Origin of the sequence: Alkalicoccobacillus gibsonii (genome assembly GCF_016798245.1) — a bacterium.
GTDB classification, from domain to species: Bacteria; Bacillota; Bacilli; order Bacillales; family Bacillaceae_D; genus Alkalicoccobacillus; species Alkalicoccobacillus gibsonii.
In genome coordinates this window covers 112,096-137,542 of record NZ_JAEUZA010000002.1, presented here as the reverse complement: position 1 = coordinate 137,542, position 25,447 = coordinate 112,096, and the positions used below count along the sequence as shown (strand labels likewise).

21 protein-coding genes are annotated in these 25,447 nt (G+C 39.3%); 8 read left to right on the top strand and 13 right to left on the bottom strand.

Annotated features, from left to right (window positions below; all coding sequences use genetic code 11):
* Positions 1–14 precede the first annotated feature (14 nt).
* From JNO66_RS07545 to JNO66_RS07530, 4 genes are all read right to left on the bottom strand, one after another.
* The gene (locus tag JNO66_RS07545) at positions 15–641 is read right to left on the bottom strand and encodes a YesL family protein (RefSeq protein WP_203087658.1); all 627 of its coding nucleotides are present in this window, start codon (positions 639–641) and stop codon (positions 15–17) included.
* Between the two features lie 100 nt (positions 642–741).
* On the bottom strand, positions 742–2,055 hold the full coding sequence (locus JNO66_RS07540; RefSeq protein WP_203087657.1) for an ABC transporter substrate-binding protein: 1,314 nt from the start codon (positions 2,053–2,055) through the stop codon (positions 742–744).
* Positions 2,056–2,068: 13 nt separating this feature from the next.
* A complete protein-coding gene (locus JNO66_RS07535) occupies positions 2,069–3,649 on the bottom strand; it encodes a response regulator transcription factor (protein ID WP_210340814.1) in 1,581 nt (526 codons plus the stop codon).
* Positions 3,642–5,234, bottom strand: a complete 1,593-nt coding sequence (locus tag JNO66_RS07530; protein WP_273753217.1) for a cache domain-containing sensor histidine kinase — start codon at positions 5,232–5,234, stop codon at positions 3,642–3,644. The genes JNO66_RS07535 and JNO66_RS07530 overlap by 8 nt, the downstream gene beginning before the upstream one ends.
* A gap of 428 nt (positions 5,235–5,662) precedes the next feature.
* Here JNO66_RS07530 and JNO66_RS07525 point away from each other — a divergent pair, with 428 nt between their 5' ends.
* Both JNO66_RS07525 and JNO66_RS07520 read left to right on the top strand, forming a co-directional pair.
* Complete coding sequence (locus JNO66_RS07525) at positions 5,663–8,026, top strand: sensor domain-containing phosphodiesterase (RefSeq protein ID WP_203087654.1); 2,364 nt, start codon at positions 5,663–5,665, stop codon at positions 8,024–8,026.
* Positions 8,027–8,068: 42 nt separating this feature from the next.
* Positions 8,069–9,703: a thiamine pyrophosphate-binding protein gene (locus JNO66_RS07520; RefSeq protein ID WP_203087653.1), complete on the top strand. Its 1,635-nt coding sequence runs from the start codon at positions 8,069–8,071 to the stop codon at positions 9,701–9,703.
* Positions 9,704–10,143: 440 nt separating this feature from the next.
* Here JNO66_RS07520 and JNO66_RS07515 read toward each other — a convergent pair whose 3' ends face one another.
* From JNO66_RS07515 to JNO66_RS07485, 7 genes are all read right to left on the bottom strand, one after another.
* Positions 10,144–11,502, bottom strand: coding sequence for a PTS ascorbate transporter subunit IIC (locus JNO66_RS07515; RefSeq protein ID WP_203087652.1), 1,359 nt, complete (start codon positions 11,500–11,502; stop codon positions 10,144–10,146).
* A gap of 14 nt (positions 11,503–11,516) precedes the next feature.
* Positions 11,517–11,798 carry a PTS sugar transporter subunit IIB gene (locus JNO66_RS07510; RefSeq protein ID WP_203087651.1) on the bottom strand — a complete coding sequence of 94 codons (282 nt, stop codon included), beginning with the start codon at positions 11,796–11,798 and terminating at the stop codon, positions 11,517–11,519.
* Positions 11,795–13,840: a BglG family transcription antiterminator gene (locus JNO66_RS07505; protein ID WP_203087650.1), complete on the bottom strand. Its 2,046-nt coding sequence runs from the start codon at positions 13,838–13,840 to the stop codon at positions 11,795–11,797. Before JNO66_RS07505 ends, JNO66_RS07510 begins: the two co-directional genes overlap by 4 nt.
* 155 nt (positions 13,841–13,995) lie before the next feature.
* Positions 13,996–14,541: a hypothetical protein gene (locus JNO66_RS07500; protein ID WP_203087649.1), complete on the bottom strand. Its 546-nt coding sequence runs from the start codon at positions 14,539–14,541 to the stop codon at positions 13,996–13,998.
* A gap of 92 nt (positions 14,542–14,633) precedes the next feature.
* The gene (murB, locus tag JNO66_RS07495; RefSeq protein WP_203087648.1) at positions 14,634–15,551 is read right to left on the bottom strand and encodes a UDP-N-acetylmuramate dehydrogenase; all 918 of its coding nucleotides are present in this window, start codon (positions 15,549–15,551) and stop codon (positions 14,634–14,636) included.
* A gap of 92 nt (positions 15,552–15,643) precedes the next feature.
* Positions 15,644–16,756, bottom strand: a complete 1,113-nt coding sequence (locus tag JNO66_RS07490) for a DUF1648 domain-containing protein (protein WP_203087647.1) — start codon at positions 16,754–16,756, stop codon at positions 15,644–15,646.
* Positions 16,757–16,758: 2 nt separating this feature from the next.
* Complete coding sequence (locus JNO66_RS07485; protein WP_203087646.1) at positions 16,759–17,148, bottom strand: GntR family transcriptional regulator; 390 nt, start codon at positions 17,146–17,148, stop codon at positions 16,759–16,761.
* A gap of 165 nt (positions 17,149–17,313) precedes the next feature.
* Here JNO66_RS07485 and JNO66_RS07480 point away from each other — a divergent pair, with 165 nt between their 5' ends.
* From JNO66_RS07480 to JNO66_RS20535, 4 genes are all read left to right on the top strand, one after another.
* Positions 17,314–18,261, top strand: a complete 948-nt coding sequence (locus JNO66_RS07480) for a LytTR family transcriptional regulator DNA-binding domain-containing protein (protein WP_203087645.1) — start codon at positions 17,314–17,316, stop codon at positions 18,259–18,261.
* 165 nt (positions 18,262–18,426) lie between these two features.
* Positions 18,427–19,275: an ABC transporter ATP-binding protein gene (locus JNO66_RS07475; RefSeq protein ID WP_203087644.1), complete on the top strand. Its 849-nt coding sequence runs from the start codon at positions 18,427–18,429 to the stop codon at positions 19,273–19,275.
* Complete coding sequence (locus JNO66_RS20540) at positions 19,275–19,616, top strand: hypothetical protein (protein WP_246483207.1); 342 nt, start codon at positions 19,275–19,277, stop codon at positions 19,614–19,616. Before JNO66_RS07475 ends, JNO66_RS20540 begins: the two co-directional genes overlap by 1 nt.
* Before the next feature lie 57 nt (positions 19,617–19,673).
* Complete coding sequence (locus JNO66_RS20535; RefSeq protein ID WP_246483206.1) at positions 19,674–19,979, top strand: hypothetical protein; 306 nt, start codon at positions 19,674–19,676, stop codon at positions 19,977–19,979.
* 53 nt (positions 19,980–20,032) lie between these two features.
* Here JNO66_RS20535 and JNO66_RS07465 read toward each other — a convergent pair whose 3' ends face one another.
* Both JNO66_RS07465 and JNO66_RS07460 read right to left on the bottom strand, forming a co-directional pair.
* The gene (locus tag JNO66_RS07465; RefSeq protein ID WP_203087643.1) at positions 20,033–22,033 is read right to left on the bottom strand and encodes a methyl-accepting chemotaxis protein; all 2,001 of its coding nucleotides are present in this window, start codon (positions 22,031–22,033) and stop codon (positions 20,033–20,035) included.
* Positions 22,034–22,359: 326 nt separating this feature from the next.
* Positions 22,360–23,259, bottom strand: coding sequence for a LysR family transcriptional regulator (locus JNO66_RS07460; protein WP_203087642.1), 900 nt, complete (start codon positions 23,257–23,259; stop codon positions 22,360–22,362).
* A 147-nt stretch (positions 23,260–23,406) separates the two neighbouring features.
* Between JNO66_RS07460 and JNO66_RS07455 the strand changes: the two genes are divergently transcribed.
* Together JNO66_RS07455 and JNO66_RS07450 are read left to right on the top strand one after the other, a co-directional pair.
* A complete protein-coding gene (locus JNO66_RS07455; protein ID WP_203087641.1) occupies positions 23,407–24,375 on the top strand; it encodes an ABC transporter ATP-binding protein in 969 nt (322 codons plus the stop codon).
* Positions 24,376–24,379: 4 nt separating this feature from the next.
* A complete protein-coding gene (locus tag JNO66_RS07450; protein WP_203087640.1) occupies positions 24,380–25,420 on the top strand; it encodes an ABC transporter substrate-binding protein in 1,041 nt (346 codons plus the stop codon).
* Positions 25,421–25,447 lie beyond the last annotated feature (27 nt).

The following is a 25,447-nucleotide window of genomic DNA, read 5'->3' as shown; positions in this document are numbered from 1 at the left end:
AAGAATCATTTAGCTTATTGTGAATAAAGGCCATCACTATGGTTTGTTTCCTTTTGAGCAAAGGAATAACATGTAATTTTCAGGACTGGATAGACGATTGCGCCAAGTCCAAAGACAAAGAGTAGTGGTGGAAAGATCACATATAATCCACTTATAAGTGTCACGATTAAAAGTAGCAATATCGTTTGCATCGGCTTTCCAATTGCCAATACAATTGCTTGGATAAAGTATTCCTTAAAGGAAAATTGGTAATGAAGGTAGATCGGAAACAGATACAAGCATGCAACCAAATAGACAAGAGTAATCAATACGGATAGACCTAGCATGCATTGTTGTAACAAACTATCTTCCATCTGCCAAACCCACATCAAATCAACCGTTAACACAACCCCTAATGAAGTCATAACATACCCAAAAACGTTTGCCATTAAGAAGTTCGATCTAAAGTGCCTCAAAAAGAGTTTAATGATTGGAGGGTTATCATCTTCTAATACCATATGCTTAACCACTGCAACAACCGCCATAGTTGCTGGAAAAAGGCCTAGAACGATAAAACCAGTTAAAGTGCCTGCCAGCCAAAGTATGTTTAACAGGATAAGATTAAATCCAACATGACCAACCCGCATATACCATTGTGTCATTCATCGTACCCTCTCTATGCTTGTTTGCTTCAACATATCAAAAATTTCCGGCAGCGTATTTCATTAATTTCGGTAGTATACATTCAAATTTTCAAGTCATTTAGTCTTTCTCTAAAGCTTGATTTATTTTGATGACCGCCTCATCAGCAGCTTCTTCAACGTCTTCTCCCTTAATTCCTACGTCTTCAAACAACTCTTTAATAGCCAAACTAACTAATGAGTACACTGGAGTTATCGGGCGAATTCTCGAGTACTGCTGGACTTGCTCAACAAAAATATTTTTTGGGTATTCGTTTAATTCTGGAATGGCTTCAGCCACCGAGTATCTAGCAGGTATATCACCTGTCATCTCCACAAACGTTTTTGAACCTTCATAGCTAGTGAGGAATTTCACGAATTGCCAAGCTTCATCAGGATACTTTGTCTTCGATGAGATCCCTACTGCCCATCCCCCACTTGGGACAACTCTAACGGATCCAACAGGTAATGGCGCAACGCCAAAATCCTTACCGAGTGTTAGACCTTCAACGGATTGTAAAGCTTCTAAATCCCATGAGCCAAGTATGGTCATAGCTAACTTATTTGTCTCTAATGCTCTTGGTGGAAGCTGGAGAGTGGCCACCTCGTGTTCTACGTATAAGTCTTGATAAAATTGAAGAGCTTTTAGTGACTCTTCGGAGTTAAGATATCCTTCGGCTGTTTGATTATCTGGACTTAGAACGTCCCCTCCAAACTGCCATAGCATGGGTGTCTTAAAATAAGCAGGACCCTCTCCCGTGTTAAACCCTTGCGCAGGATCAATTCCGTAAATATCTTCATTTGGATTATTTATTTTCTTAGCAATGTCTAACACTTCATTCCATGACATTGGTTCAACCGGGGAGGGTAAAGCAATACCTGCCTCCTCAAATAGATGAATGTTGTAGTACAATCCAATACTTGATTCAATAATCGGTGCTAAATATATTTCTTCATCATACGCCAGCCCTTCTAGCGTTGAATCTAAGATATCGTCAATATCTCCTTCCTCCCTCATGCGCGCATCGAGGGAAAGAAGTGAACCAGCTTTGGCATAGAGTCCAAGATTTGGGCTATCGATTGTCATGATATCAGGCGGGTTGTCTGCTACTATTTCTGTTCTTAGCCTTAATTCATAGTCACTCCCCCAATAATTTGCTTCCATATTAATTTTTATATGAGGGTGAGTCGCTTCGAACTCATCAACAAGAGTGATGTAAGCTTGATTAAAGTTTTCATTTCCAGAATTACGCCAAAAAGTAAGCTCCACCACATCTTCATCGTGCTCGACCGTTTTTGGATCCCCCTCAGCTCGCTCTTTCTCCAATATATATAAAATAACGCCAGAACAAAGTATACAAACGACAATAAGTGAAGACAGCATCTTATATTTCATACAATCTCCTTCATTACACTTGATAGGCTTTACGGTAATCTGCAGGTGTCATTCCTGTATTCTTTTTAAAGACGGTTCCAAAGTAACCAGCGTTTGAAAAACCGACTAAGTGAGCAACGTCAATGATTTTGAGGTGTGGATCTTTTAGCAGCTTTTTTGAGTGCTCCATTCTTACATCATTTAGATATTCACTGAAGTTCTTCCCTATATTTAGTTTAAAAATCTCTGACAAGTACGTACTGTTAATATGAAATTGTGATGCAAGCGTGGATAGGGTGATTTCATCTGAATAATGATTGGTTATAAATACTCTGACCTTTTCAACCAATTGGGCTCCAGTTGAAGATGAGTGAATCTCTTTTAGCTCCTTCATCAGATAGACAACTAGTTCAATTAGTTGCTCATACACTTTCCTTTGTGCATTCAACTCCCAAATCGCTTGTTGGCATGTCCAGATTTGTTTCTGTAACGTGTCTGATTGTAGACTGTATTTCTTCATTAATGATCCGATGAGAAAGAGAATTCGATTTGCTTTAAATGAAAAAGACATGATGGATTGATTATCAAGTAACGTGTCTGATAGTATCGTTTTAAAAAACTGTAGATTCTGACTCTCAATCGTATTGATCATTTTTCTTTCTAACTCAGAAGAGAAATCAAAGCTCTTACTTGTCAGGTCTACCGTTTTGCTATCGCTTCCCACCTGGCTTTGACTCCAGTCTAATAAGGAAGAGATATAGCTGTTTTTAAACCTCATATCTCCTTTAGCTAGCTCACCATAACCTATGGTAAGCTCTGCTCTAAGATACTCTTTCACTTTACGAATCAGTTCTTTTATCATTGAGGCTGAAGCTGTAATCACCTTGTTTGGATTAGAGATACATACATGAACTAAATGCGTATAACTCGAATCATGAAAGACAAACATCTGATCAAACGCTTCGAAATACTCATGGCAGATCATTTTAAAAGGGAAGTACATGCTGGTTACATCCCGTTCATCTGCCTGTGGTAGGTTAATACTTAATGTAAGATATTGGACACTCGAAGATTGATAAACCAATTCATATAACGATAATTGTTTTAATCGTTCCTTTGTGACAATGAATTGATCCATGTTGTCTTTCACTAGATAATTAAGAAATTGTTCTCTCATGAAGGTAAGTCGGTCCTGTAAGAGTCTTTCAACTTTGAGTGACTCATAATCATTCATTCTTTGATTTTCAATGTCAGAACGAACTTTCTTCAATGTCATAATCAGCTCACTTGGTAATACAGGTTTTAGTAAATAATCAACCACCCCGGCTTTAATAGAACGTTTTGCATAGTCAAAATCTGAGTAACCTGATATCACAATGACTTTTATTGAAGGGTTCATCCTATAGCATGTTTCTGCGAGGTCAATCCCACTCATTATCGGCATTTTGACGTCTGTAATCACAATGTCCACAGGATATTCATTCAGTTTATCTAAAGCTTCTTTTCCATTCTCAGCCTCTGTGACAATCGCAAATCCCTCGTCAGCCCAATTAATTTTAGCTTTCAGCCCTTCTCTAATCTGGGGCTCATCATCACATAGCATGACATTAAGCATCATGGATATCCCCCTTAACCTTTATGCATAATGTAATCTTTGTACCTTGATTTTTATTGGTCTCTATTGAATACGTAAAGTCATCTCCGTAATGCAATTTTAATCGGCCTATTACATTTTTCAGACCTATACTTGTTCCCTTACTTGTAAGAATGCTGTTTGCATGTTCATGTTCAAGATGTAAAAGATCCTTTAACACGTCATCCTCTATTCCTATCCCATCGTCTTCTATGGTGATGAACAGTTGATTACGTTCTTTCTTCGTTCGGATCGCAATCGTTGCTTGATTTTTATCAATGAAACTAAATTTTGCTGCATTTTCAACAAGAGGCTGGATTACAAATCGATTAATCAGAATTGCTTTTGCTTGAGGGTCCTCCTCTATCTCAATTGTAATCGCATTTCTATACCTCATTTTAAGGATCTCGGTGAAGTTCTTTATATACTCTAACTCTTGCCCTAAAGTTACGAGTGGATCTTGAGTATTAAGAGAGTACGACATCATTCTTCCAAGATAAACACTTACATTTACAACCTCTTCATTTTTGCCTAGAGCGGCTAACCCACTAATAATTTCGAGTGTATTGTTTAAAAAATGAGGGTTTATTTGTAACAGCAAGGCTTTGTATTCGGCGTCTTTTCGTCGGATATTTGATTCATAATCCTTTTTAATAAGAGTATCCAATCGATCAATCGTTTCTTTAAAGGAAGACATTAAGTAGCCTACTTCATCTCTTCGATTCTTAGAATCTGGCATCGATTTCTTCGCCGATTCAAAATCTCCTTTTTCTAAAAACTTCATTGAGTGAGACATGTTTACTAGCGGCCTAACAATATTTGATGAAAGAATGAAGGTCGTAATAATAGTAAGAATAAAGATAACAGCTGCTGTATATAAAAGTCTTCGTTGAATCTCATTTACACCTGCAAATAGCTCGGAGCTTGTGATTTCTCCAATTAAAGTCCAATCTCCTATTGGTACATTCTGAAAGAATACAATATGATCATTGCCTTCTGAAGAGATTTCAATGAATCCAGTCTCCTCATCTTTTTGTTGAATTTCAGATAAACTTTTATCGATTACCTCTTTTGTAATTGTTGTTTGCCCAGCCAAAACATTTTCACCGTTCCCATTTAAAAGATGTACCCTTCCACCATTCCCAATTTTAATCTTATCAAGTGCAGATTCCAGAATCGTTGTAGGAATATTCACCTTAATGATTCCAAATGGTTTTAACGTACTAACCTCATATAGCGGAAAAATAAAGCTATTATTAAATTCCTTCGAATTAGGTGGTAGATTCTCATTAATATGTGCTCCAGTCCATCTCTCGTTATGATCTAGATATGCTGGATACCAATCACTAAATGACGCTCCCCTGCTCTCAATCTCTTCATCGAGATACACGGATATATTTAAATGGTTTGTGCTGTTTAAAGTCGTCGTTGTTAATAGCTCGTTCATCTCATTTCTAGCAAAATGAAGAGTTGATAGATCATCGCTTACGTCCTCAGTGGCCAGCCAATCTTGTGTAATTCGATTAACAAGCACTTGCTTTCCAACATCTTCTACTTGGGATGCCACATTTTCTAGATATATTGAATACTGCTCCATCATCTCCAACGTATTATTCTCCGTCTGCTGCTTAATGAGTGAGCTGAACCAATTGGGTATTAAAAAGGCTATGACTAAAAATGGAACCGTTATCAAAAGGGTAAAAATAAGAAATATTTTATTTCTAAACCTAATTCGCATGGCTCCTCCTGGTTGTTTATCTATTATATAAACCTCATAATAGCAGTAAAAACGTTTACTGAATAGAATGATTAGTAGTATCAGCTTTTCTGTGATACAAGAAACGCTATATTAAAATTAATTAATAAACTTTCGACTAATTTCAACAATTTCACACTATATTTACTAGGATTAAGGTAATATGAAATAAAGACTATAAAATAACTACATACTGATCGAAACTCAGTTTGGAATCTATGATAAATGGAGGCCTTTGAATGAACGAAGAACAGACGAGATATTCTCGACTTGCTAATATTACCAAGTTAATTAATACAAAGCTTGAATTGCGAGACATGCTTGAGCAGGTTACACAGGCTATATCGGAAGAAATTGTTCGTTGTGATTCTGTTGGCATTTACTTGCCTCAAAAAGACGGAACATTCAGGGGCTACGTCGGAAAACCCGAAACACTGAATGGTTGGACTCTGGACATGCATGTCATTGATACAGAGTACGATCTACTAGCCAAAGAAGTGATTGAAACAAGAAAAACCATCTATATACCAGATACATCAAAGGATCATCGCCCTGATCCCAGGGCTGTAAAAGGATTTTCTATAAAATCCTTACTCGTTCTTCCTATCTCATTTGAAGATGAACTGTTTGGCCTCGTCTTTTTATTTGATTACGGCATCCCTATGAATTTAACGAAAAAAGAGATTCAAACCGTTGAGGCCTACGTTAGTATGGCAGGCGTGGCCATCCTAAATGCCAATACTTTAGCCCACAAGGAGCAGCTTATTAAGGATAAACAGACTCTCCTTGACGTAACACGTGAATTATCTATGTGTTCCACGTTGCAGGAAAGCTTAGACTTGTGCTTCTCCTATTTAGCAAAGGTGTTGGCGAATTCTAATATAGGAGTTCACTTGCTGGATCCGATTGCTGAAAAGAAAGTGAAACCAGCGAAGTTAAGTAAGGATAGTGATTGGACAGAGGAAAATTGGATGGAGACACATGAGAATACTGATTTTGATCAAAGTGATGATCTGGTCATGAAGGAAGTGTTTGCAACCAAGAAGCCAATTATTATTTCAGATGTTTATGTAGATGGTAGACCAAACCTCGAATTGTGCCGCAACTTTGGAATTAAAGGGTTAGCAATGTTCCCGTTAATTTCAATGGGACGTATATTAGGACAGATTTCTATCGTTAATTTAAAGTGTGAACATGTTTATTATACAGACTCAGAGATTGAGTTGGCTCAATCAATTGTGGATGCGACAGCCTCAACGCTGGCTAACTTAATCTATATGGAAAAGCAGGAAATGATCATTGAAGAACGGACGTCCGAGGTACGGTTTCATGCGTATTTTGATAGCTTAACGAACTTACCAAATCGTGCATTACTCTCAGATCGACTATCCCAAGGATTAAAATACGCAAAGATAAACAATGAAAAAGCGGCCATTCTCTCACTTGACTTAGACCGATTTAAACTTGTTAATGATACATTTGGCCATAGCTATGGTGATCAATTATTAAGAGATGTCGCCATACGTTTAACAGAATGTGTACCAAAAGGAGCAACTGTTTCAAGACAAGGTGGGGATGAGTTTACGATCTTCCTTCCGACTATTAAAAATGAAAAAGAGATTCTTAAGGAAATCAACTGCATTCAGGAAGCTTTTAGTACATCTTTTCAAATTGAAGGAACAGAGATTTTTGTAAAGACAAGTATTGGTGTTAGCATGTATCCCGATAATGGGGAAAGAGGCGAAGATCTTATAAAGCATGCAGATACGGCACTGTATAAATCAAAGTCGACTCCAGGGAATAGTTATCATTTCTTTAGCGAACGAATGGATAAACGGACGGTTGATCGCATTAAACTTGAGAATGACTTATATAAAGCGTTAGAACAGGATGAATTATCTGTTTACTACCAACCACAAATCGATTATCGCTCCAACACGATTAAAGGTGTAGAAGCTCTGTTAAGATGGAATCATCCCATCAAAGGAATGATCCCACCTGATACGTTTATTCCTATTGCAGAGGAAACCGGCTTGATTGTTCCGATAGGTGAGTGGGTGCTAAGACAAGCGTGTAAACAGCTAAAAGAATGGCATGATTCTGGTTCTCCTCTCATTACCATGGCAGTAAACCTGTCTGTTCAACAATTCGAACATGATGAGTTAGTAGATACGGTTCAATCTGTCCTTGAGGAAACAGGTATCTTACCAGATTACCTTCATCTTGAGTTGACGGAAAATGTAATAGTGAAAAATACTGAATCTATTGTTCACACAATGAAACAGTTAAATAACTTAGGTATAAAACTTGAAATTGATGATTTTGGGACAGGTTATTCCTCTTTGGGTTACCTAAAGAATCTGCCTATCTCTACGTTGAAAATTGATCGATCCTTTGTTCAAGATATGCTTACAGATAATGCGGCAATCACGAAAACGATTATTACTCTTGCTCATAACCTTCATTTAGATGTCATTGCAGAAGGCGTCGAAACAAAGGAGCAAGCAGATTTTTTACTTTCACTACATTGCGAACGGATGCAGGGATATTTTTTCAGCAAACCAGTACAATCGACCGACATTATGATAAAATATTTCCAGTAGTACCTGGTTGTATAATCCAAAAGAGACAAGGAGATTGTCATAATGAAAGCAGCACGTTTGGTCTTAGAGTATTTAAAAGAAAACGGTATTACACACATCTTTGGTATTCCAGCTGGTTCGGTGAACGCCATTTTTAACGAACTATATGACATGAAGGAATTAACTCCTGTTGTCACCAAGCACGAGGGTGCCGCTACCTATATGGCAGCAGCCTACGCCAAATATTCAGGTCATTTGAGTGTAGCAATTGGGTGTAGTGGTCCAGGGGGAACGAATCTAGTAACTGGAGCCGCCAACGCCATGCGGGAACACTTACCTGTGCTATTTATCACCGGTGCTGTACCAGTTAATACCGTTGGCTTAAACGCATCTCAGGAATTAGATGCAGAGCCAATCTTCCGTCCCGTAACGAAGTATAGTGTCACGGTTAACGAAGCGGAAAATGTTCTAAGTGAAATTGCTAAAGCTTGTGAAATTGCAGTCTCTGGAGTTCCCGGCCCTGTGCATGTGGCACTTCCTATTGATGTTCAACATGGAAACGTAGACAATTTAACTGTTCCTGCTCTTCCTTCAAGAGAACAGCTTGTTCCTGACTTACAGACAATTAAACAAGTAGCGGACGAGCTTGTAACACGTGAAAAAGGAATCGTCATTGTCGGCCAAGGTGTCCGGGGCGCTGTTGAACAATTAGTAGAACTAGCTGAGTTACTAGATTGGCCGATCATTACAACACCACAAGCAAAAGGGTACATACCTGATACCCATCCACTTCTAGTTGGGGTATACGGCTTTGCTGGACATGAGTCAGCTTCAAACCTGATTGCCGAGGGTGATGCGAATGTGTTACTCGTCGTTGGATCAAGCCTTGGTGAAACAGCAACCAATAACTATAACGTGAAGCTAACTGAAAATCGCTTTATGATTCAACTAGACTTTGACGAAACTGTTTTTAACCGCAAGTACACAACAGATCTGCCAGTACATGGGGATATTAATCTAAGTCTCCTATTTTTAATAGAAGAATTGCGTAACAGAGGGCTTACACAAACAAGCTATACTCATAGCCTTGTAGAAGACAAGACAAACCTTGATGAATATAATACGAAAAACGTCATGCTGAGCCTTCAACAGCTTCTTCCTTCATCAACACGGTACACCATTGATATCGGTGAATTTATGGCCTATGTCATTAACCACATGAGTGTAAAAGAATCAGATACCTTTGGAATTAACGTTCACTTTGGAGCGATGGGAACCGGGATTGGTTCGGCAATCGGCTCAAAGCTAGCAGAACCAGAACGTCCGGTTGTCTGTGTAACAGGTGATGGCTGCTTCTTTATGCATGGGATGGAAATTTTAACAGCGAAAGAATACAATCTCCCTATCCTCTTTGTTGTCATGAACAACGCCCGATTAGGGATGGTTTATCATGGACATGCATTGCAGTTCAAGCGCACACATCCATCCTTCGAACAACAGCAAATTGACATTAGCGCAATGGCAGCTGGAATGGGTGTTCCAAGCTTCCGTGTAAACTCAATGGATGATCTGAACCAAGCAACCATTGATCATCTGATGAATGGAAACGGACCTGCTGTACTAGAGGTTGCACTAATTGATCAGAATACACCTCCAATGGGAGATCGAGTGAAGTTTTTGTCTTCGTTTGGGAAGTAAATATGAGAAATGTGAGACTGCCGAGTGTTTGGTGGTCTTTTATATGAGTTTAGGTGCGATTTTTGAGAGGTGCGGGGAATCTGGAAGTCCCTGCATTTCTAACAACGTTCTTGCTTATGGGCGCTAACCTCTTGGTATGTATTAGCTTCCTTTTACTAACAAGGGTGCCGAGCTTGGTAACGAAGCTCTCTTCTTGGTAAGACGAACGTGCTCCTTACTATCGAGGGTCGTTTCTTGGTGGAGTTCCCTGTGGGCTTAATAAAAATTGTATTCCTCTTGGTAAGAGGAAGGTAGTCTTGGTGAAATTCAGACCTTCCTTACTAAGGATCTTAATCTTCTTGCTAACGTCTCATATTTTTCTAAAATACTAGATAAACGACGACTATTAACTAAAATAGAGATCAGCATTCTCATGCGATCTCTACTTTTATCTCTATGAATTAACTTTTGATTGATTTTTTTCTATTAAAACTAAACAGTACCATTACTAAAAGTACTAATGCTAGACCAATCATAATTGCAATTTGTCCACCTAAATTATTTAATCCACTTAAGAATAACCCAACCACACCAAAATCAGAATCAGAAAAAGTAGCGTTGGCGGTACCAAGATTCCCAAGCACAGGGATTAATATAATCGGCATAAAACTAATGACAACTCCATTTGCGAAAGCTCCCCATATGGCTCCACGTGTTCCTCCAGTAGCATTTCCGAATACCCCTGCTGCGGCTCCTGTGAAGAAGTGTGGGACAACTCCGGGAAGAATAATAACTCCTCCTGCAAATATCATTACGATCATGCTGACAATTCCACCCGCAAAACTTGAGAAAAACCCTACTAATACAGCATTAGGTGAGTACGTAAAGACAATTGGAACATCTAAAGCAGGTTTTGAATTTGGAACTAGTTTTGAAGAAATTCCTTTAAAAGCTGGTACGATCTCCGCTAATACAAGTCTTACTCCAGCAAGGATTACAAATACACCGGCGGAAAAAAGTCCAGCTTGTAATATAGAGAACAAGATAAAGTTCTGACCAGCACTTAATTCTGACTCCACAAAACTGGCTCCGGCAAACAATGCAACGACTACATAAAGAATGGCCATTGTTAGTGTGATACTTACTGTACTATCACGAAGAAATCCGAGTCCTTTTGGAAAGTTAATGTTCTCGGTTGATTTGATTTCACCCTTCCCTTTTACCAAGTGGCCAACTACTCCACCCAAAGCAAAACCGACAGCTCCAGAGTGACCTAAAGCAACGTTATTGTTTCCTGTTAACCTTTTAACAAAAGGCTGAACCACTGCCGGAGATAATGACATAAAGATCCCTACAGTTACAGCGCCTAAAAGAATTTGCATAAAAGATGTAAATCCTGCAACAGCTAAAATAACAGCAATCATACATGACATATATAAAGTAATATGTCCTGTTAAAAAGATATACTTAAAGCTCGTAAAACGAGCGATAACAATGTTTACAATCATTCCGAAGAACATAATAAGTGCAGTGGCTGATCCGTATTCCGCTAATGCTAATGCTACAATTGCTTCATTGTTCGGTACAATCCCGTTTACATTAAATGCAGCTTCAAACATTGCCCCAAATGGTGCCAGTGATCCAGAGAGAACACCGGCACCTGCTGTTATGACTAAGAAACCAACAAATGTTTTAACCGTGCCTTTTAAGGTATCAGACATATTTTTCTGTTGTGCAATTAAACCAACCAATGCAATGATCGCTACTAAAACAGCTGGTTCACTCAATACATCGATGATGATACTAAAAATAGTATTCATGCTTATCACCCTACTTAGATTATATTTTTAGATTGAAGAACCTCTGTTAATTTAGCTCTTAACTCATCCATATCGATAATACTTTCTAGTACAACAACCTCACCCAAACTCTGTCCACCTTCTGCAATATCTTTTGCTAGGAAAAAGACGTCTGCTGAGTCCGGAGTAGCTGAACCTAGATCTGAATGATCTACCTCTACGCCTGTCACATTCATTTCTTCTAGAAGCTGTTTGATATTCATCTCTACCATAAAACTAGTCCCTAAACCTGATCCACATACCGTTAAAATTTTCATTTCTCATCTTCCCCTTTTTTCTTCATCATTTTAATAATGTCTTCTGCAGTGTTCGCCTGCTTGAACTGTTTTAATGTCTCATCATCCACTAAAAATGAGGTCAACTCAGATAATGCTTTTAAATGCAAGGTATTGTCGATCGCAGCTAAGCAGATAAATAAGTCGATAGAATGTTTCTCATCGTCTAATAGCAATACTGGTTTTCTCACTTTCAGAAAAGACATTCCTAGTTTCTGCACTCCATCCTCAGGTCTTGCATGGGGAATGGCAATGCCTTTTCCGATATGAATAAAAGCTCCCAATTCCGTCACACGTTTGATCATGGCTTCTGTATATTCCGGTGTAATATACCCTTGTTCAACAAGTGGCTTAGCAGAAAGAGAAATCGCTTCCTGCCAGCTTAATTCCTTTTCTGTAAAATGGATTTTATCTGGCGTTAACAATTCAGACAACAATGGCGACTCTCTCCTCTCTTCGTTTTGTCTTCCAAGTAACTCATGTGTAATATCCTCAAATAGCTTCTTCTCGTTTTTAATTGTTGCGTGCTTCTTAACGATTGCCATTAAGTTATCGACTTTCAACCGATTCTTGTCTGGAAAGCTGAAGTCTGAGGCTACTGCACTTAATAGATAGTTCTTTTCTAATTGAGTTAAGAGTGGTTTGGTTAAATAAACAGGCTTGTTCACGTTTAGATATACAGTTGAAAAGACCATGTCATATCGATCGGCAGGGACTCGCTTCATGTCTTGTAATGAAAGAGGCTTGGTGAATTCTATCTGTGGAAATAGTTCACGTAGTTGGGTTCTAAGCATTAGTGAAGAGCTTATGCCATTCGGACATACAATCACTGCCTTTAACTCAGATACCTTCTTACTATATTTTCTAACGTGACCTCCAAAAAGAATGGTAAAGTACCCAACCTCTTCTTCTGATATAGGTTCTTGTGCAAATTGCTCTAACTGTCTTAGAACATATTTCACGATCTCAAACAGATCCCCATGTTCTTCAATGATTGTTTTAATAAGTGGGTTTGCTAGTGGAACACCACATACGATTCTGAAATAAGCTGGAACGAGATGTTTGTACAAAGTCTCTTCAAGCGTCTCTTTATCTAAAAACGGAACAAGAATAAGTCTTTCAACATCTAAGATTATTGACTGGGTGAATTCTCTTAATTCTTTTTCCGGCAGTATGTGCGTGGTACCTTGTGCTACCGACAATAATTGAACGGTTAAAAAGACTTTTTCCGTTTCAGATGGATGATCAAAAAGAAGTAATGAAAGTTCTGTTCCCATTTCATATAATGGCTGCTTTATGATAAGCTCCATCTGCTTTTCCGGTAAATATAAAGTCTTTCTTCCATATCGATACTGTAGAAAGAGTAACTCGTAAACAAGTTGATCTAATCGTGACCCTACAAATTCTACTCGGTAGATAGTAGATAATCGCTCAATTTCTTTACGTATGTCGGTTCGTTTATCTTTAAAATTCCAACTCTCTAATACTCTCTTTAATCCGATCCAGCCCATGGGAAAAGCAAGTAAGGACCCAATGCATATAGAAGCAAATCTACGTTTATGCCATTCACTACCTTCAAGATGAAACCCTTTACTTCGGTTATAAGCAAGATCAATGCCATTTTTTCGACACTGTTCTCTTAGCTTTTTCACATCAGCTAGAGCAGTATTTCTGCTCATCTGCAATGCTGATTGAAAATGAATGGTTCCGATTGCTTGATTTCTTAAATAGGTGAATAAATAAATTAAAGGGATACGCTCATTCTCTTGAAAGACGAATTGCTGTTTACTCGGTGCAAGTTCTTCTGTTTTCCAGTAATCAACGACCTCTTCCGAAACTTCAAAACGAATTTGATCTGTTTTAATCAAAGGGAGGTTCATCTGCTTTAAGCCTTCATTTAATTTGTCTAAGTTATATGCAAATTGTCTTGATGATAGATTCATCTGTAGCTTCAACTCCGGAATTGAAAGCTTGGGGTAGTCCACCATCATCATTAATAGCTGCATTGATTTGTGATCAAACATAAAGGGCTCCTCCTTGCTTTTCATTATAGGCTCCGATTGGTAGCGATTTCACTATGGATTGGAACCAATTTTTGTAGAGAGTGAGTGATATAATTTGTACTCATATAAAATAAAAGTCATATAAAGGGGCTTAACAGCCTCTTTATATGACCTTTTTAAATCTCCTCATCTAAACCCCTCACCACCTGCATAATGGCTCCCATCGTCTGGCCTTTAAAGGAATCTGGTACAGCTTGTCCGGCTGGATCCTTGTAATAGTAGCCGCCACTCTGTTCATCGGGCTGATATCCAAGCGATTGTAATGAGGCTTTTAACTCGCTAGGTAGTGATGAGGTATTTGTTTTGTTTTTGTACAGATCAGTTGGATAGACCTTTACGTCAACATCACCAATTCCTGTCCAGACTACAAATAGATCTTGATCATCTTGAACGATCCATTGATTTTTGGAGTAAAGGGAGATGCGCGAACCTTCTAAAGCGGAGATGGCATCGAGGTTGATTCCGTATGTCTGATTAATAAATTGACGAATCTGCTGACCTGATTGGTTTTCTTTTAAAAATTGGGCGAAATTATGGTCCTGCACGATCTTGCTATTTAAATCGATTTGGTACGCTGCTTGTACGACCTTTTGAATATCAGCCGTTTGAAGAGGTGGCTTCATTTGCTCTAAGTGCTTATCCATCTTTTCTACCTTTTTCATCTAGTGGCCCCCAATTAAATGAATGTATCTATGTATCTTCCTTATTTTACTATAAAAAAGAAGCGCAGAGTGATTTCTACGCTTCTCTTTCTTTATTTAAGATCTTCGCCAAGCACAATGACTTCAGTATCCAATTCAACCTGAAAATTGGTTTTTACCGTTTTTTGAACGAGCTTAATTAAATCTAAATAATCTTTTGATGTGGCTCCATCGATGTTCACAATAAAGCCTGCATGCTTTTTGGAAACCTCTGCTCCACCAATTCTTGTTCCTTGTAGGTTACTGTCTTGAATAAGCTTTCCTGCGAAATGACCAGGTGGGCGCTTAAAGACACTTCCACATGAAGGATACTCAAGTGGCTGTTTGGATTCCCTTGCTTCAGTCAATGCATCCATTTTGGCCTTGATGACAATTGGATCTCCGATGGTCAGCTTGAATTCGCCCTCAAGAATAATATAGTCGTTGCTTTGGAACGTACTTTTCCGATATCCAAGGTTTAAGTCTTCTTTTTCAATCGTCAAAATATCGCCTTCCTGAGTCATAACCGTTGCTCGTTCTAACACTTCGGAGATTTCTCCGCCGTAGGCACCAGCATTCATATACAATGCCCCACCGACACTACCTGGTATGCCGCAAGCAAATTCAAGTCCGGAAAGATTATGATCAAGTGCTTTTCTTGATGCACCTATAATCGTTCCTCCAGCTTGAGCAATCATTTTATCTCCTTCAATAAAGAGATTCGTTAATTTACCCATACCAATTGTCATACCACGAATGCCACCATCTTTAATAATGACGTTTGAGCCACTTCCAAGGATCGTTAATGGCATGTGATGTGATTTCCGAATATCTAATGCTGCTCTCAACTCATTTATACTTTCAGGTGTGACAAATAAGTCTGCATTCCCACCCATTTTTGTGTACACATGATCTCTGAGAGGTTCAGCAAGGCATACATTTTCTGTTTTTATTGATGTTATTAACTCTTGATATATTTGTTCAAGGTTCATTATACTTGCACCCCATCGTTTAAGATAAACTAATACCTAGTATACAATATGAGAGCAGATTGGCTATCGTTCATTTGAATGAATTTTATCCTCTACATTGTAAGTAACATAGGTATGCCAATTGCTGTGATAACTACACCCGCGAGCAGGAGCCATGCAACTGGTCTTGCAAAATTAACTGTCCAGCCAACCCCAAAGCGTTTTTCTAGAAATAAAGAGGGATCGTTTGGGTTTACGTAAATTTGACCCAATTTCCAGTATCGATCATTGTCTCGGTCAATATGATCAGTCTGTGCAGAGTGATCTGTATGAACTCTACTTCCTCCTTGGCCAGTCTTGAAGGCAAGCCATAGCGCACCAATTAATATAACAGCAGTGACAGAAAGTGTGACCACTAGAACGATGGTGTAATCAACTGGATAGAAATAGGTCCATTGAATAAATGAAAACATGATTGTTAATAAAATCGTACTTAAAAGGAGAAACAGTGACCATGTTTTGCGAAATGCCCGAATTTGCTGAAAGGACTTTTCTGGGTCATCTGCTTGTAGCTGTTGTTTCGCTTTAGCAATGACTACATTTATGAAAAGGAAAAGTATGATCAAATATGATTGCATAATCGGCATAAAGAAAGCTGCACGATAGCTTTTCTCCACTGCGTGTGTTACCTCACCAGCAAAGTTAACCTGCAATGGCAGCAAGGCTGGTAAGCGATCATAAAAAATAGCTGTCAGCACAGTTGTCAGAAGCACCATTAAAACGGGAACAATGTACCACATATTCGAATACGTTATTCGCTCACTACGAAAGTCCGTTCTCACAACGATCTTTTGTGCTCGCTCCCTCGCCCAATTTGCATTCTTTTTTAGTTCCTTCATATCACGATGAAATTTTAAGTAAACGAAAAAGGCTCCGATTACAAATAAGATAATGGCTACGGCAAAGAAGATACCAATAGTCTCCTCATGTAATGAAAGCATCAAGACACCACCAGTAAATCCACCCATTAAAATGACACTTAAGATCACCATACACTGAGCGTAGCGCCTTCTCATGTTCTGTAGTTGATTCTCACCATATACACTTTCTGGAATAGATACACCAAAGCTCTCTGTCTTACGAGTTAAATAAGGTGTACTCGCCAAAATCAAGGCTATTGGTAAGAATATTAATGATAACATGGCAATCAGTGTACTTGAAGTCATTCTCACTCATCTCCTTTTTTAAATTCGTGTAACACTTCTTTATATAAACTTATCAACTCTTCTTCCTTTAATTCTCTGCATACCGCTTCAGCCATGATCGGCTTAAGCGTTTGTTTAAGGCTCTCTATATATGCAGAATCGGCCTTTATTACACCATCAGGGTGAATCACAACACCTTTTTGTCGGTGGATTAAAATGTATCCATCCTGTTTTAACTGCTGATACGCTTTATTCACTGTATGCAAGTTAATTCCAATGTCTGAAGCCAAGGAACGTACGGATGGCAAAGGATCATTAGGTTGAAGCTCACCCTTCGCTATTCCAATAATGACTTGTTGAATAATTTGAGTATAGATTGCATCCTTCGATTCAAAATCGAGCGTAATAATCACTTTCTAACCCCTTTCGTTCTATCTGTTATATTTATAGTATAACAGATAGAACGAAATGACAAATTATTTTCGAGGAAATAATACAAATTTTTAAATTGACAATAGTCTCCAATATTGTACGCTTAACAAAAGACTACAAGAATGTTTGTACAAAGGGGCAACGTCATGACTACTTTCAGCATTGATCAAGACATGATTTCATCTGAATCTATTCCAGCATTTTCTCTAACTACAAGTGATAAAGAAGTGACTACAGTCTATAGCAATACGGATTTGCAAACAGAGATTATTAAGAAGTTACAAACTCAAATAACCACTCCCATCTTTGATCAAAAGGATGGTTTGTATACTCGTCTCACAGTACAAGAGAATGTTTCTTTTTATCATAAATGGTTTGGATGTAAATTAACGCTGCACGACATTCTTGTTCAATTCGATTTAGCATCCATTGCAAAAAAGCCGTTACATAAATGTTCTGTTTCTGAGGTTCGCAGAGTTCATTATATTAAGTATTTACTTAGCGCACCTGGCTCCATGGTCTTTGTTGAATCCATTCATGGTGTAGACGTCCTAACAACACAAACATTTGTCGCTATGCTAGAACGGATTAAACAAGACGCAATCCCGACTTTAATCTTTGTTTCGAATATGGAGCATGCACTCCTTTTAGGGGACATTCCATATAAGCTGCAACAAAGTGGCTTAAAAAAAATAGAGATTGATGAGGAGCCAAACGAGGAGGAAACAGAGGACACACCGAAAACCTCATTTGATCATTTATTTAAAATCCCAGCGAAGGTTGACGATAAGATCATCCTATTTGACCCATTAGAGATTGATTACATAGAGAGTCAGGATGGAAAGGGAAAGATTGTGATTAATGATCAATCTTACCTGATGGATCTAACCCTTTCAGAGATTGAAAAGAAGTTAAATGTATATGGATTTTATCGATGCCACAGGTCTTATATTGTGAACCTGCAAAAAGTACGTGAAATCATCACTTGGTCAAAAAATGCGTATTCGCTTCGGATTGATAATAGTGTTCAATCGACCATTCCGTTGTCACGAACAAAGATCCAGGAGATTCAAGAAAGATTTAGCTTACGATAGGTACCGTTCATCAAATTAAGTGAATCACATAAGAAGAAATGGACACCATTCAAGTGAAATCTAGGTACCATTCGTCTTCTTTTAGGTACATTTCATAATGATTCGAATGCAGCAACCCCTTGTGCGGTCTATGATAGAGACAGATAAACAAGGGAGGGCAACAAAATGGAAAACGTAATCGAAGTAAACGGATTAAAGAAGACATTTGGCTCACACACAGCCATTAAAAATGTAACGCTACATGTTAAAAAAGGAGAAATCTTTGGCTTACTTGGACCAAGTGGATCTGGTAAAACAACAACAAATAAAATCCTCACAGGTGAATTATCACCAACGTCTGGAGAGGTTAAGGTTCTAGGGATGGAAACATCAAAATTTGGATCTGCTTCATTTAAATCAAAGATTGGGATCTTATCTGATAACAGCTCTCTATACGAGCGACTAACCGTTTATGACAATTTAAAACTTTTTTGTAAATTATACGGAGTGCCTGTTTTGCAAATTGATGTTCTTTTAAAAGAAGTAAATTTACAGGATGATGGGTCTCGCATCGTTTCAAAATTATCAAAAGGAATGAAGCAACGTGTTCTTCTTGCTAAAGCATTGATTCACAAACCAGAGCTTGTTTTTCTAGATGAGCCTACATCTGCACTGGATCCTGCAAACATGACGCACATTCATCGTGGGTTGCAACGATTAAACGAAGCCGGAACAACCATTTTCTTAACAACCCATAATATGGAAGAAGCAACAGAGTTATGTGATCGCGTTGCGTTCCTTCATGAAGGTGAATTGCAAGAAGTCGATAGTCCTGCTGCGCTTAGGTATAAATATTCTACGAGAGCATTCCACGTAGAAACCTACGATGGTGATCAGATGGTCATCAAAAACAAACCAGAAAATGCAAACCAAATTCAAGAACTAATCGCAACCAATCAAATCAAGTCCATGCATTCAGACCACCCAACGCTTGGCCAAATCTTCTTAAAAGTTACAGGAAAGGAGCTTGTCTAATGAATACTCAACGCATAGCTGCCATTTTTGAAAAGGATTATAAGGATTTTTTGAAGAATACAATTTTACTTGTAACGGCGGTTCTTCCTATATTAATGGCATTAATGTACAGCCAAATGACTGAAGGCGGAGATGAAGCATTAATATTTAGCCTTTACACCATTATCGGCATCACGTTCTCCGCTGTTACCACTAACACGATGTTAACAATGATGGCTGAAGAAAATGAAAAGAATACATTACGTGGCCTCATTCAATCGCCTGCAACGTTTGCTGACATTATTGTGGGTAAGAGTTTATTGACGACACTCCTCACTGTTGTCACTCTTACTATTTCATGATTTATTCTAGGGTTTGAACCATTATTAGAACTACGTGTCATCGTAGCTATCTTCTTATTGTTTATATTCTTTCTATCGATAGGTATTGGCGTTGGACTCTTTGCAAAAAGTATCGCATCAACCTATGTCTACTCCATGCCAATCATGTTCCTCTTTGGATTTACACCTTTGCTATTAGTGCTCGATTTCTTTGAAAATAATAAGATCGCATCAACCATCATTGAGTATTTTCCGATTGTTCAAGCAATTGAGCTTCATAATACAACATCATGGCTTCCCGTAGGTGTTATTTCATTATGGGTTCTTGCCTCTATAATCTTTGTTCTCGTATTCTTTAAGCGCAGTATGACAGATGATATGTAAGTAAAAGGAAAAACACACTCCGGGCATCCAGAGTGTGTTTTCTGTTATTCCTTCTATAACTCAAACCGCAACGCCAAGTCCTGCAGCTCCTCCGCCACTTGCGAAAGGCTGGTAACCGAAGCAGCGATTTCCTGCATGGATGCAAGCTGCTCCTCTGTTGAAGCTGTCACGTTTTCAGAGTTGGCTGCAGTCATCTCTGCAATCGTAGAGTTTTCTCTGAAGGCTTCTATAAATTGCTTCGTTCCGGCATCTAGGTGCTTCGTTTCTTCGTTCACGTTTTGAACATCGTCTGAGACACCTTCCATGAATTGTTTTACTACGTTAAAGGTAGTGCCCGCTTGGTTCACTACTTCAATTCCTTTTTGGACTTGTTCTGTACTTTCATTCATCTTTACAGTCGTTTGATTTGTTTCTTTTTGCACGGCTTCAAGTGTCGATTTGATCACCTTTGCAGAGTCAGCTGATTGTTCAGCAAGCTTGCGGACCTGCTCAGCAACAACGGCAAAGCCTTTTCCTTGCTCCCCTGCACGTGCCGCTTCAATGGCTGCGTTTAAGGCTAGGAGATTGGTTTGTTCAGCAATTCCTGTAATCTCATCAATCACTTTCGTAACCTCTTTTGCCTTGTTGCCAAGACCCGTGACGCTGTACGAAAGTTCTTCCACCGTTTGCTTTACCTGCTGCATCTGTTGAATGCTGTTAGAAATGGCTGCACTGCCGTCTTCCACAGCCTCTGTAGCTTTAACTGTATTTTGAAGAACCGAATTGGCACGGCCTGTTACGGATGAAACGCTCTCTGTCATCTTCTGCGTTGCCACATTTCCTTGTTGAATCAGATCTTTTTGACGATCCACCTTATGTGCCATTTCCTGTACATCCGCTGAAATTTGCTCCGTTGCTTTTGTATTTTCCTCTGCGCTTGCAGACAGTTCTTCCGCGGAAGCAGCTACATATTGAGACTTGTCCTGAACCTGAGAAATCATATTTGATAGGGAGCCCCTCATCAGATCAAATGCCCGGCTTAAACGATTGATTTCATCTTTTTCATTTGAAGTCACATTAAATGATACCCTCAGGTCCCCTTCACTCATCTGTTCAGCAGAGTCTGTTAGCTTACGTAGGGGTCCAGTAATCGATCGAACCAATAATAAGACAAGCACCATACCTACAACAATCGAAGCCAATGTGACAATTCCAGATGTCACTAAAATGGGCTGTGCAGCCTGAGCTACTTCTTTGTCGAAGGAGACTGCAACGATTTTCCACCCTGTTTCCGGATTCGTTTGAAAGCTTAGCGTCGCTGCTTCCCCATTTACATTTGTATCCACTTGTCCGGAATCAGATTCTTGAAAAGCCTGGTACGAATCGCTTGCCGGCTCTCCTACCGCTTCCGTTGGATGTGCCAAATATCGATTCTCATTATCTAAAAGGAAGACATAGCCCTCCTTCCCAATTGAAGTGTTCGTAAACAAGTCCGTCAGTGCATCTAATGTGATATCAAGACCTGCCACACCTAATTCATCATCCGTTGTTTTCGCAATGGTTGTAACAAGCGAGTCTGTCGAAGCAGAGACATAAGGAGGGGTTATAACTACTTCTCCTGGCTGATTAAACGCCTGCTCATACCATGGGCGTACGCGTGGATCATAATCTGAATCAACTGGGGAATCGTTGGGTGCTTGGATAAAGTGTCCTTGCTCTGTTCCCACAAAGGTCAGCTCCACATTTCTACGCGAAGCTTGAAAATCATCTAGAAGCATTCGTTGTTCTGGTGTATCTTCCTCTAAAAAGGAAGCCACATCACTTGTGCTTGATAAGTAATCAATGTTTTCTATTTGACTTAAAATAAAGCTACTAATTGTCTGATTTATAATGAATAGACTCTCTTTGGCTGAACCATCGAGTTGTTTATCAACGTTCTGACTTGCACTGAGAAAGGAAATAATCGCAATTAAAAAACTCGGTATGATTAGTACTAAAAGAAAAGATAGAAGTAATTTTGTTTTTAATGAAGTGTGTACTCTTGATGATAATGCTCTTCTTTTCTTGTTGGACATGTGGTCTTCCCCATTTCTAAAGTTTCATCGACACATGTCCTCGTGAGACAAACATGTATTACTTCATCTATCGGATGAATTTTACTCACTTTACATAGATGCTACGGCTGCCGAATCAATCTTTTTTATGTAACCGCCACCTTCTGTAAAAAGGTGGTTGGAATGGAGATTTTATAGGTTGATAGATGTTAAAAAAGAGGAGAATCCCCCTTGGGTCCACCAGAAAACAAATAGCTTAAAGACACAAAAAAGCCTTCCTATAAAAAGCTACTTACCGCCCTTTTTCTAGGAAAGCTCTCTGCAATTGTTTTTGTTCAATGTATGGTCTAATTCGCTATTCGTTGCTCACCCACTTCTTTTATCTCGCCTACTAGCTCCTGAAAATGCATAAATGGAGCGCCCATCCATAGATTGCGATGATACACAAAATAAATCTGCCTCTCAAGCTCTGGATTTTCAAATTCGATATAGGCTAGGTGGTCTTCCTTTTCAATTAACTTCTTAGAAATGAGAGCAACCGACTTACCATAAGAAAGCATGCGACTAATCGTTGAAACAGAATCAAGCTGGATCATTTCCATCTCTAAATTCTGTTCTCTGAGCCACGTTTCAGAGAAATGACCTGTGGAACTTGAGAGTCGATGGACGAGTAGAATCTGGCCCCTCATATCAACCTTCTCAAAGGCTCTAATGCTAGAAAAAGGATGGGATGTGCTGAATGCGAGCACAATCCTGTCATTTGCGATGGATTCATAGTGTAGCTCTGGTTCTTTTTTGCCTGTTTCCATGACTAAGCCACAATCAAGCTCCTGTAATAGGAGCTTTTTTTCAATTTCTGGTGCTGTTTGTACATCGAGTGATACTTTGATTTTAGGATAACGTTCTGCCAATTGATGAATCAGCTTAGGCATATAGATTTGTGCTGGTACACCACTTGCACCAAGCATAATTGAACCATGTCCCCCCTGCTTATAATCCTCCACACTTTTCTCCATCGCCTGATTTACCTGACGCAACTGCTGTGCGTAATGATAAAGCATTTCACCGACATCTGTTAGTTTGTAGCCGCCGGCATTGGTTCGAAAGAGTTTGACTCCGTATTCTTCTTCTAATGATTTGATGTGAAACGAGACCGTTGGAGTAGATAGTCCTAGTAGTCTTGCGGTTTGTGTCATTTTCTTCGTTTCAACTAATGAGAGAAAGACGTGCAGCTTTTGAATATTCACTAGATCCTCCTACAGTATTTTAGATATATTCTAACGATGTGTTGAGTTTATCAGAATCGTTTTAACGGATTGTTAACAATGCGTTAATCCTTTCTAAATATTTTGTCCCTAAACTATAGACGAAGAGAAAAATGAGGAGAGGGTCACATGATCATTCGTTTGAATGGGATCGAGAAACGCTTTGGCTCCGTACAAGCAGTCAAACCGATTGATCTCACAATTAAAGACAGCTTTGTCACCATCCTCGGTCAATCAGGTTGCGGAAAGACAACCTTACTTAAAATGTTGGCTGGCCTGACTGAACCAACTGCGGGCGACTTAACGTTTGATGAGCGTACAATCTTCTCTAAAACAAAGAAGATCAACGTTAAGCCAAATAAACGAGAGATCGCTATGGTCTTTCAGGACTTTGGATTGTGGCCACACATGAATGTGCTTGATAACATCGCATTTGGCCTTCGTGGCAAGGTATCTAAACGAGAGCGGCTGACTCTGGCACGTGAGGCACTGAGTCGGGTGAAGCTTGAAGCAAAAGCGAACATGTTGCCCGGTGATCTGTCTGGTGGTCAGCAACAACGTGTGGCCCTCGCGCGAGCCATTGCCATTCAGCCAAAATTGATTTTGTTTGATGAAGCATTAAGTGCCCTTGATGCGGTCCTACGTGATGAAATGCGGGAGGAAATTTTAACAATCCTTCAGTCCATCGGGTCTCAAGGGATTTTTGTTACACATGATCAATCAGAAGCAATGGCGATGTCCGATTCGATGATCGTGATGGACGCTGGTTCAGTTGTCCAAACCGGTTCTCCAGAAGAGATCTATCACACGCCAGCTAATTCCTATGTAGCAAATTTCATTGGGAAGACTAACTGGTTAGAAGGAGAAGATCAAATGATTCGCCCAGAGAATATTTCTCTACACCCTCGAAAGCACACCATTTTAAGATCGGGTATTGTGGCAAAAAGCATGTACGAGGGCGACCGCTATGTCATTTTTGTAAATACGCATGAACAGCTTTGGAAGGTTTATGATCATAAACCTCATGAAGAAGGTTCTGCGATCACACTTTATATTGACGAACAATCTATCCATTCACTAATGAAACGGGAGGCATAATGATATGAAAAAACGTAACCTATTAACTATTGCAGGGGTGTCAGCATCACTTTTCCTACTTGGAGCTTGTGGAGATAATGCGGAGGCGACAGAAAAGACAGAGAATACAAATACAGAAACAGCTTCAGCAGAAGCTGATTCAACAAGTGATACATTAACGGTTTACTCTGCAGGTCCTGAAGGATTAGCTGAGAACATTCAAGCTGCCTTTGAAGAAAAAACAGGCTTAAAGGTTGAAATGTTCCAAAGCACGACAGGGAAGATTCTTTCTCGTCTTGAAGCAGAATCGAATAACCCGATTGCTGATGTTGTTGTTCTAGCATCCATTCCTTCAATGGAAGGACTGAAATCTGAGGAGAAGCTTCAACCCTACGAGCCTGAGAATGCAGATAGTATGAATCCAGATTGGAATGATTCTGATCATTACTATTACGGCTACAGTGCCTCGGCTCTAGGTGTTGCCTACAACACAAACCAAGTTGAATCCCTTGATGCGGATTGGGAAGCATTTGGTGAAGCTGAGTGGGAAGGCCGCGTAACAATGCCAGACCCAACCTCGTCTGGCTCTGCTGTAGACTTTTTGTATGGATTAACGGATAGCGATGAAAAAGGCTGGGATGTTATTCAAAGCTGGAAGGATAATGGTCTTCTTGTTGCTGGAGCAAATAAGGAATCTCTTGATGCTGTGATTACCGGAGATAAAGACGTAGTTGTTGCAGCTGTAGACTACATGACGTACAAAGCGAAGGACAGTGGCGAACCGGTTGACATTTATTATCCTGAAAGTGGTACAGTCATCAGCCCACGTGCAGCTGGTATCATAGCTGATTCTAAAAATCTAGAAGGTGCGAAAGCCTACATGGACTTCCTTTTATCTGACGAGGCTCAGGAGCTTGTTGCCGATGCATACATCCTGCCAGGAAATGCGGATATCGAATTAAGCAATCGCGCACCTTTAGCTGATATTCCTACCCTGCCATTTGATTTTGAAGGAATTGAAGACAAGCAAGTTGAAACGCTGAATACCTTCCTATCTATGGAGTAATTCGGTACGACGCATATTGGAGGTATC

Bases quoted from the DNA above. Each gene is read 5' to 3' on its own strand.
- JNO66_RS07465 (WP_203087643.1), bottom strand. From the start codon at position 22,033: ATGTCCAACAAGAAAAGAAGAGCATTATCATCAAGAGTACACACTTCA.
- JNO66_RS07510 (WP_203087651.1), bottom strand. From the start codon at position 11,798: ATGAAAATTTTAACGGTATGTGGATCAGGTTTAGGGACTAGTTTTATG.
- murB (WP_203087648.1), bottom strand. From the start codon at position 15,551: ATGAACCTTGAACAAATATATCAAGAGTTAATAACATCAATAAAAACA.
- JNO66_RS07545 (WP_203087658.1), bottom strand. From the start codon at position 641: ATGACACAATGGTATATGCGGGTTGGTCATGTTGGATTTAATCTTATC.
- JNO66_RS07515 (WP_203087652.1), bottom strand. From the start codon at position 11,502: ATGAATACTATTTTTAGTATCATCATCGATGTATTGAGTGAACCAGCT.
- JNO66_RS07525 (WP_203087654.1), top strand. From the start codon at position 5,663: ATGAACGAAGAACAGACGAGATATTCTCGACTTGCTAATATTACCAAG.
- JNO66_RS20540 (WP_246483207.1), top strand. From the start codon at position 19,275: ATGAATACTCAACGCATAGCTGCCATTTTTGAAAAGGATTATAAGGAT.
- JNO66_RS07540 (WP_203087657.1), bottom strand. From the start codon at position 2,055: ATGAAATATAAGATGCTGTCTTCACTTATTGTCGTTTGTATACTTTGT.
- JNO66_RS07480 (WP_203087645.1), top strand. From the start codon at position 17,314: ATGACTACTTTCAGCATTGATCAAGACATGATTTCATCTGAATCTATT.
- JNO66_RS07500 (WP_203087649.1), bottom strand. From the start codon at position 14,541: ATGAAAAAGGTAGAAAAGATGGATAAGCACTTAGAGCAAATGAAGCCA.
- JNO66_RS07455 (WP_203087641.1), top strand. From the start codon at position 23,407: ATGATCATTCGTTTGAATGGGATCGAGAAACGCTTTGGCTCCGTACAA.
- JNO66_RS07520 (WP_203087653.1), top strand. From the start codon at position 8,069: ATGAAAGCAGCACGTTTGGTCTTAGAGTATTTAAAAGAAAACGGTATT.
- JNO66_RS07490 (WP_203087647.1), bottom strand. From the start codon at position 16,756: ATGACTTCAAGTACACTGATTGCCATGTTATCATTAATATTCTTACCA.
- JNO66_RS07535 (WP_210340814.1), bottom strand. From the start codon at position 3,649: ATGCTTAATGTCATGCTATGTGATGATGAGCCCCAGATTAGAGAAGGG.
- JNO66_RS07505 (WP_203087650.1), bottom strand. From the start codon at position 13,840: ATGTTTGATCACAAATCAATGCAGCTATTAATGATGATGGTGGACTAC.
- JNO66_RS07475 (WP_203087644.1), top strand. From the start codon at position 18,427: ATGGAAAACGTAATCGAAGTAAACGGATTAAAGAAGACATTTGGCTCA.
- JNO66_RS07450 (WP_203087640.1), top strand. From the start codon at position 24,380: ATGAAAAAACGTAACCTATTAACTATTGCAGGGGTGTCAGCATCACTT.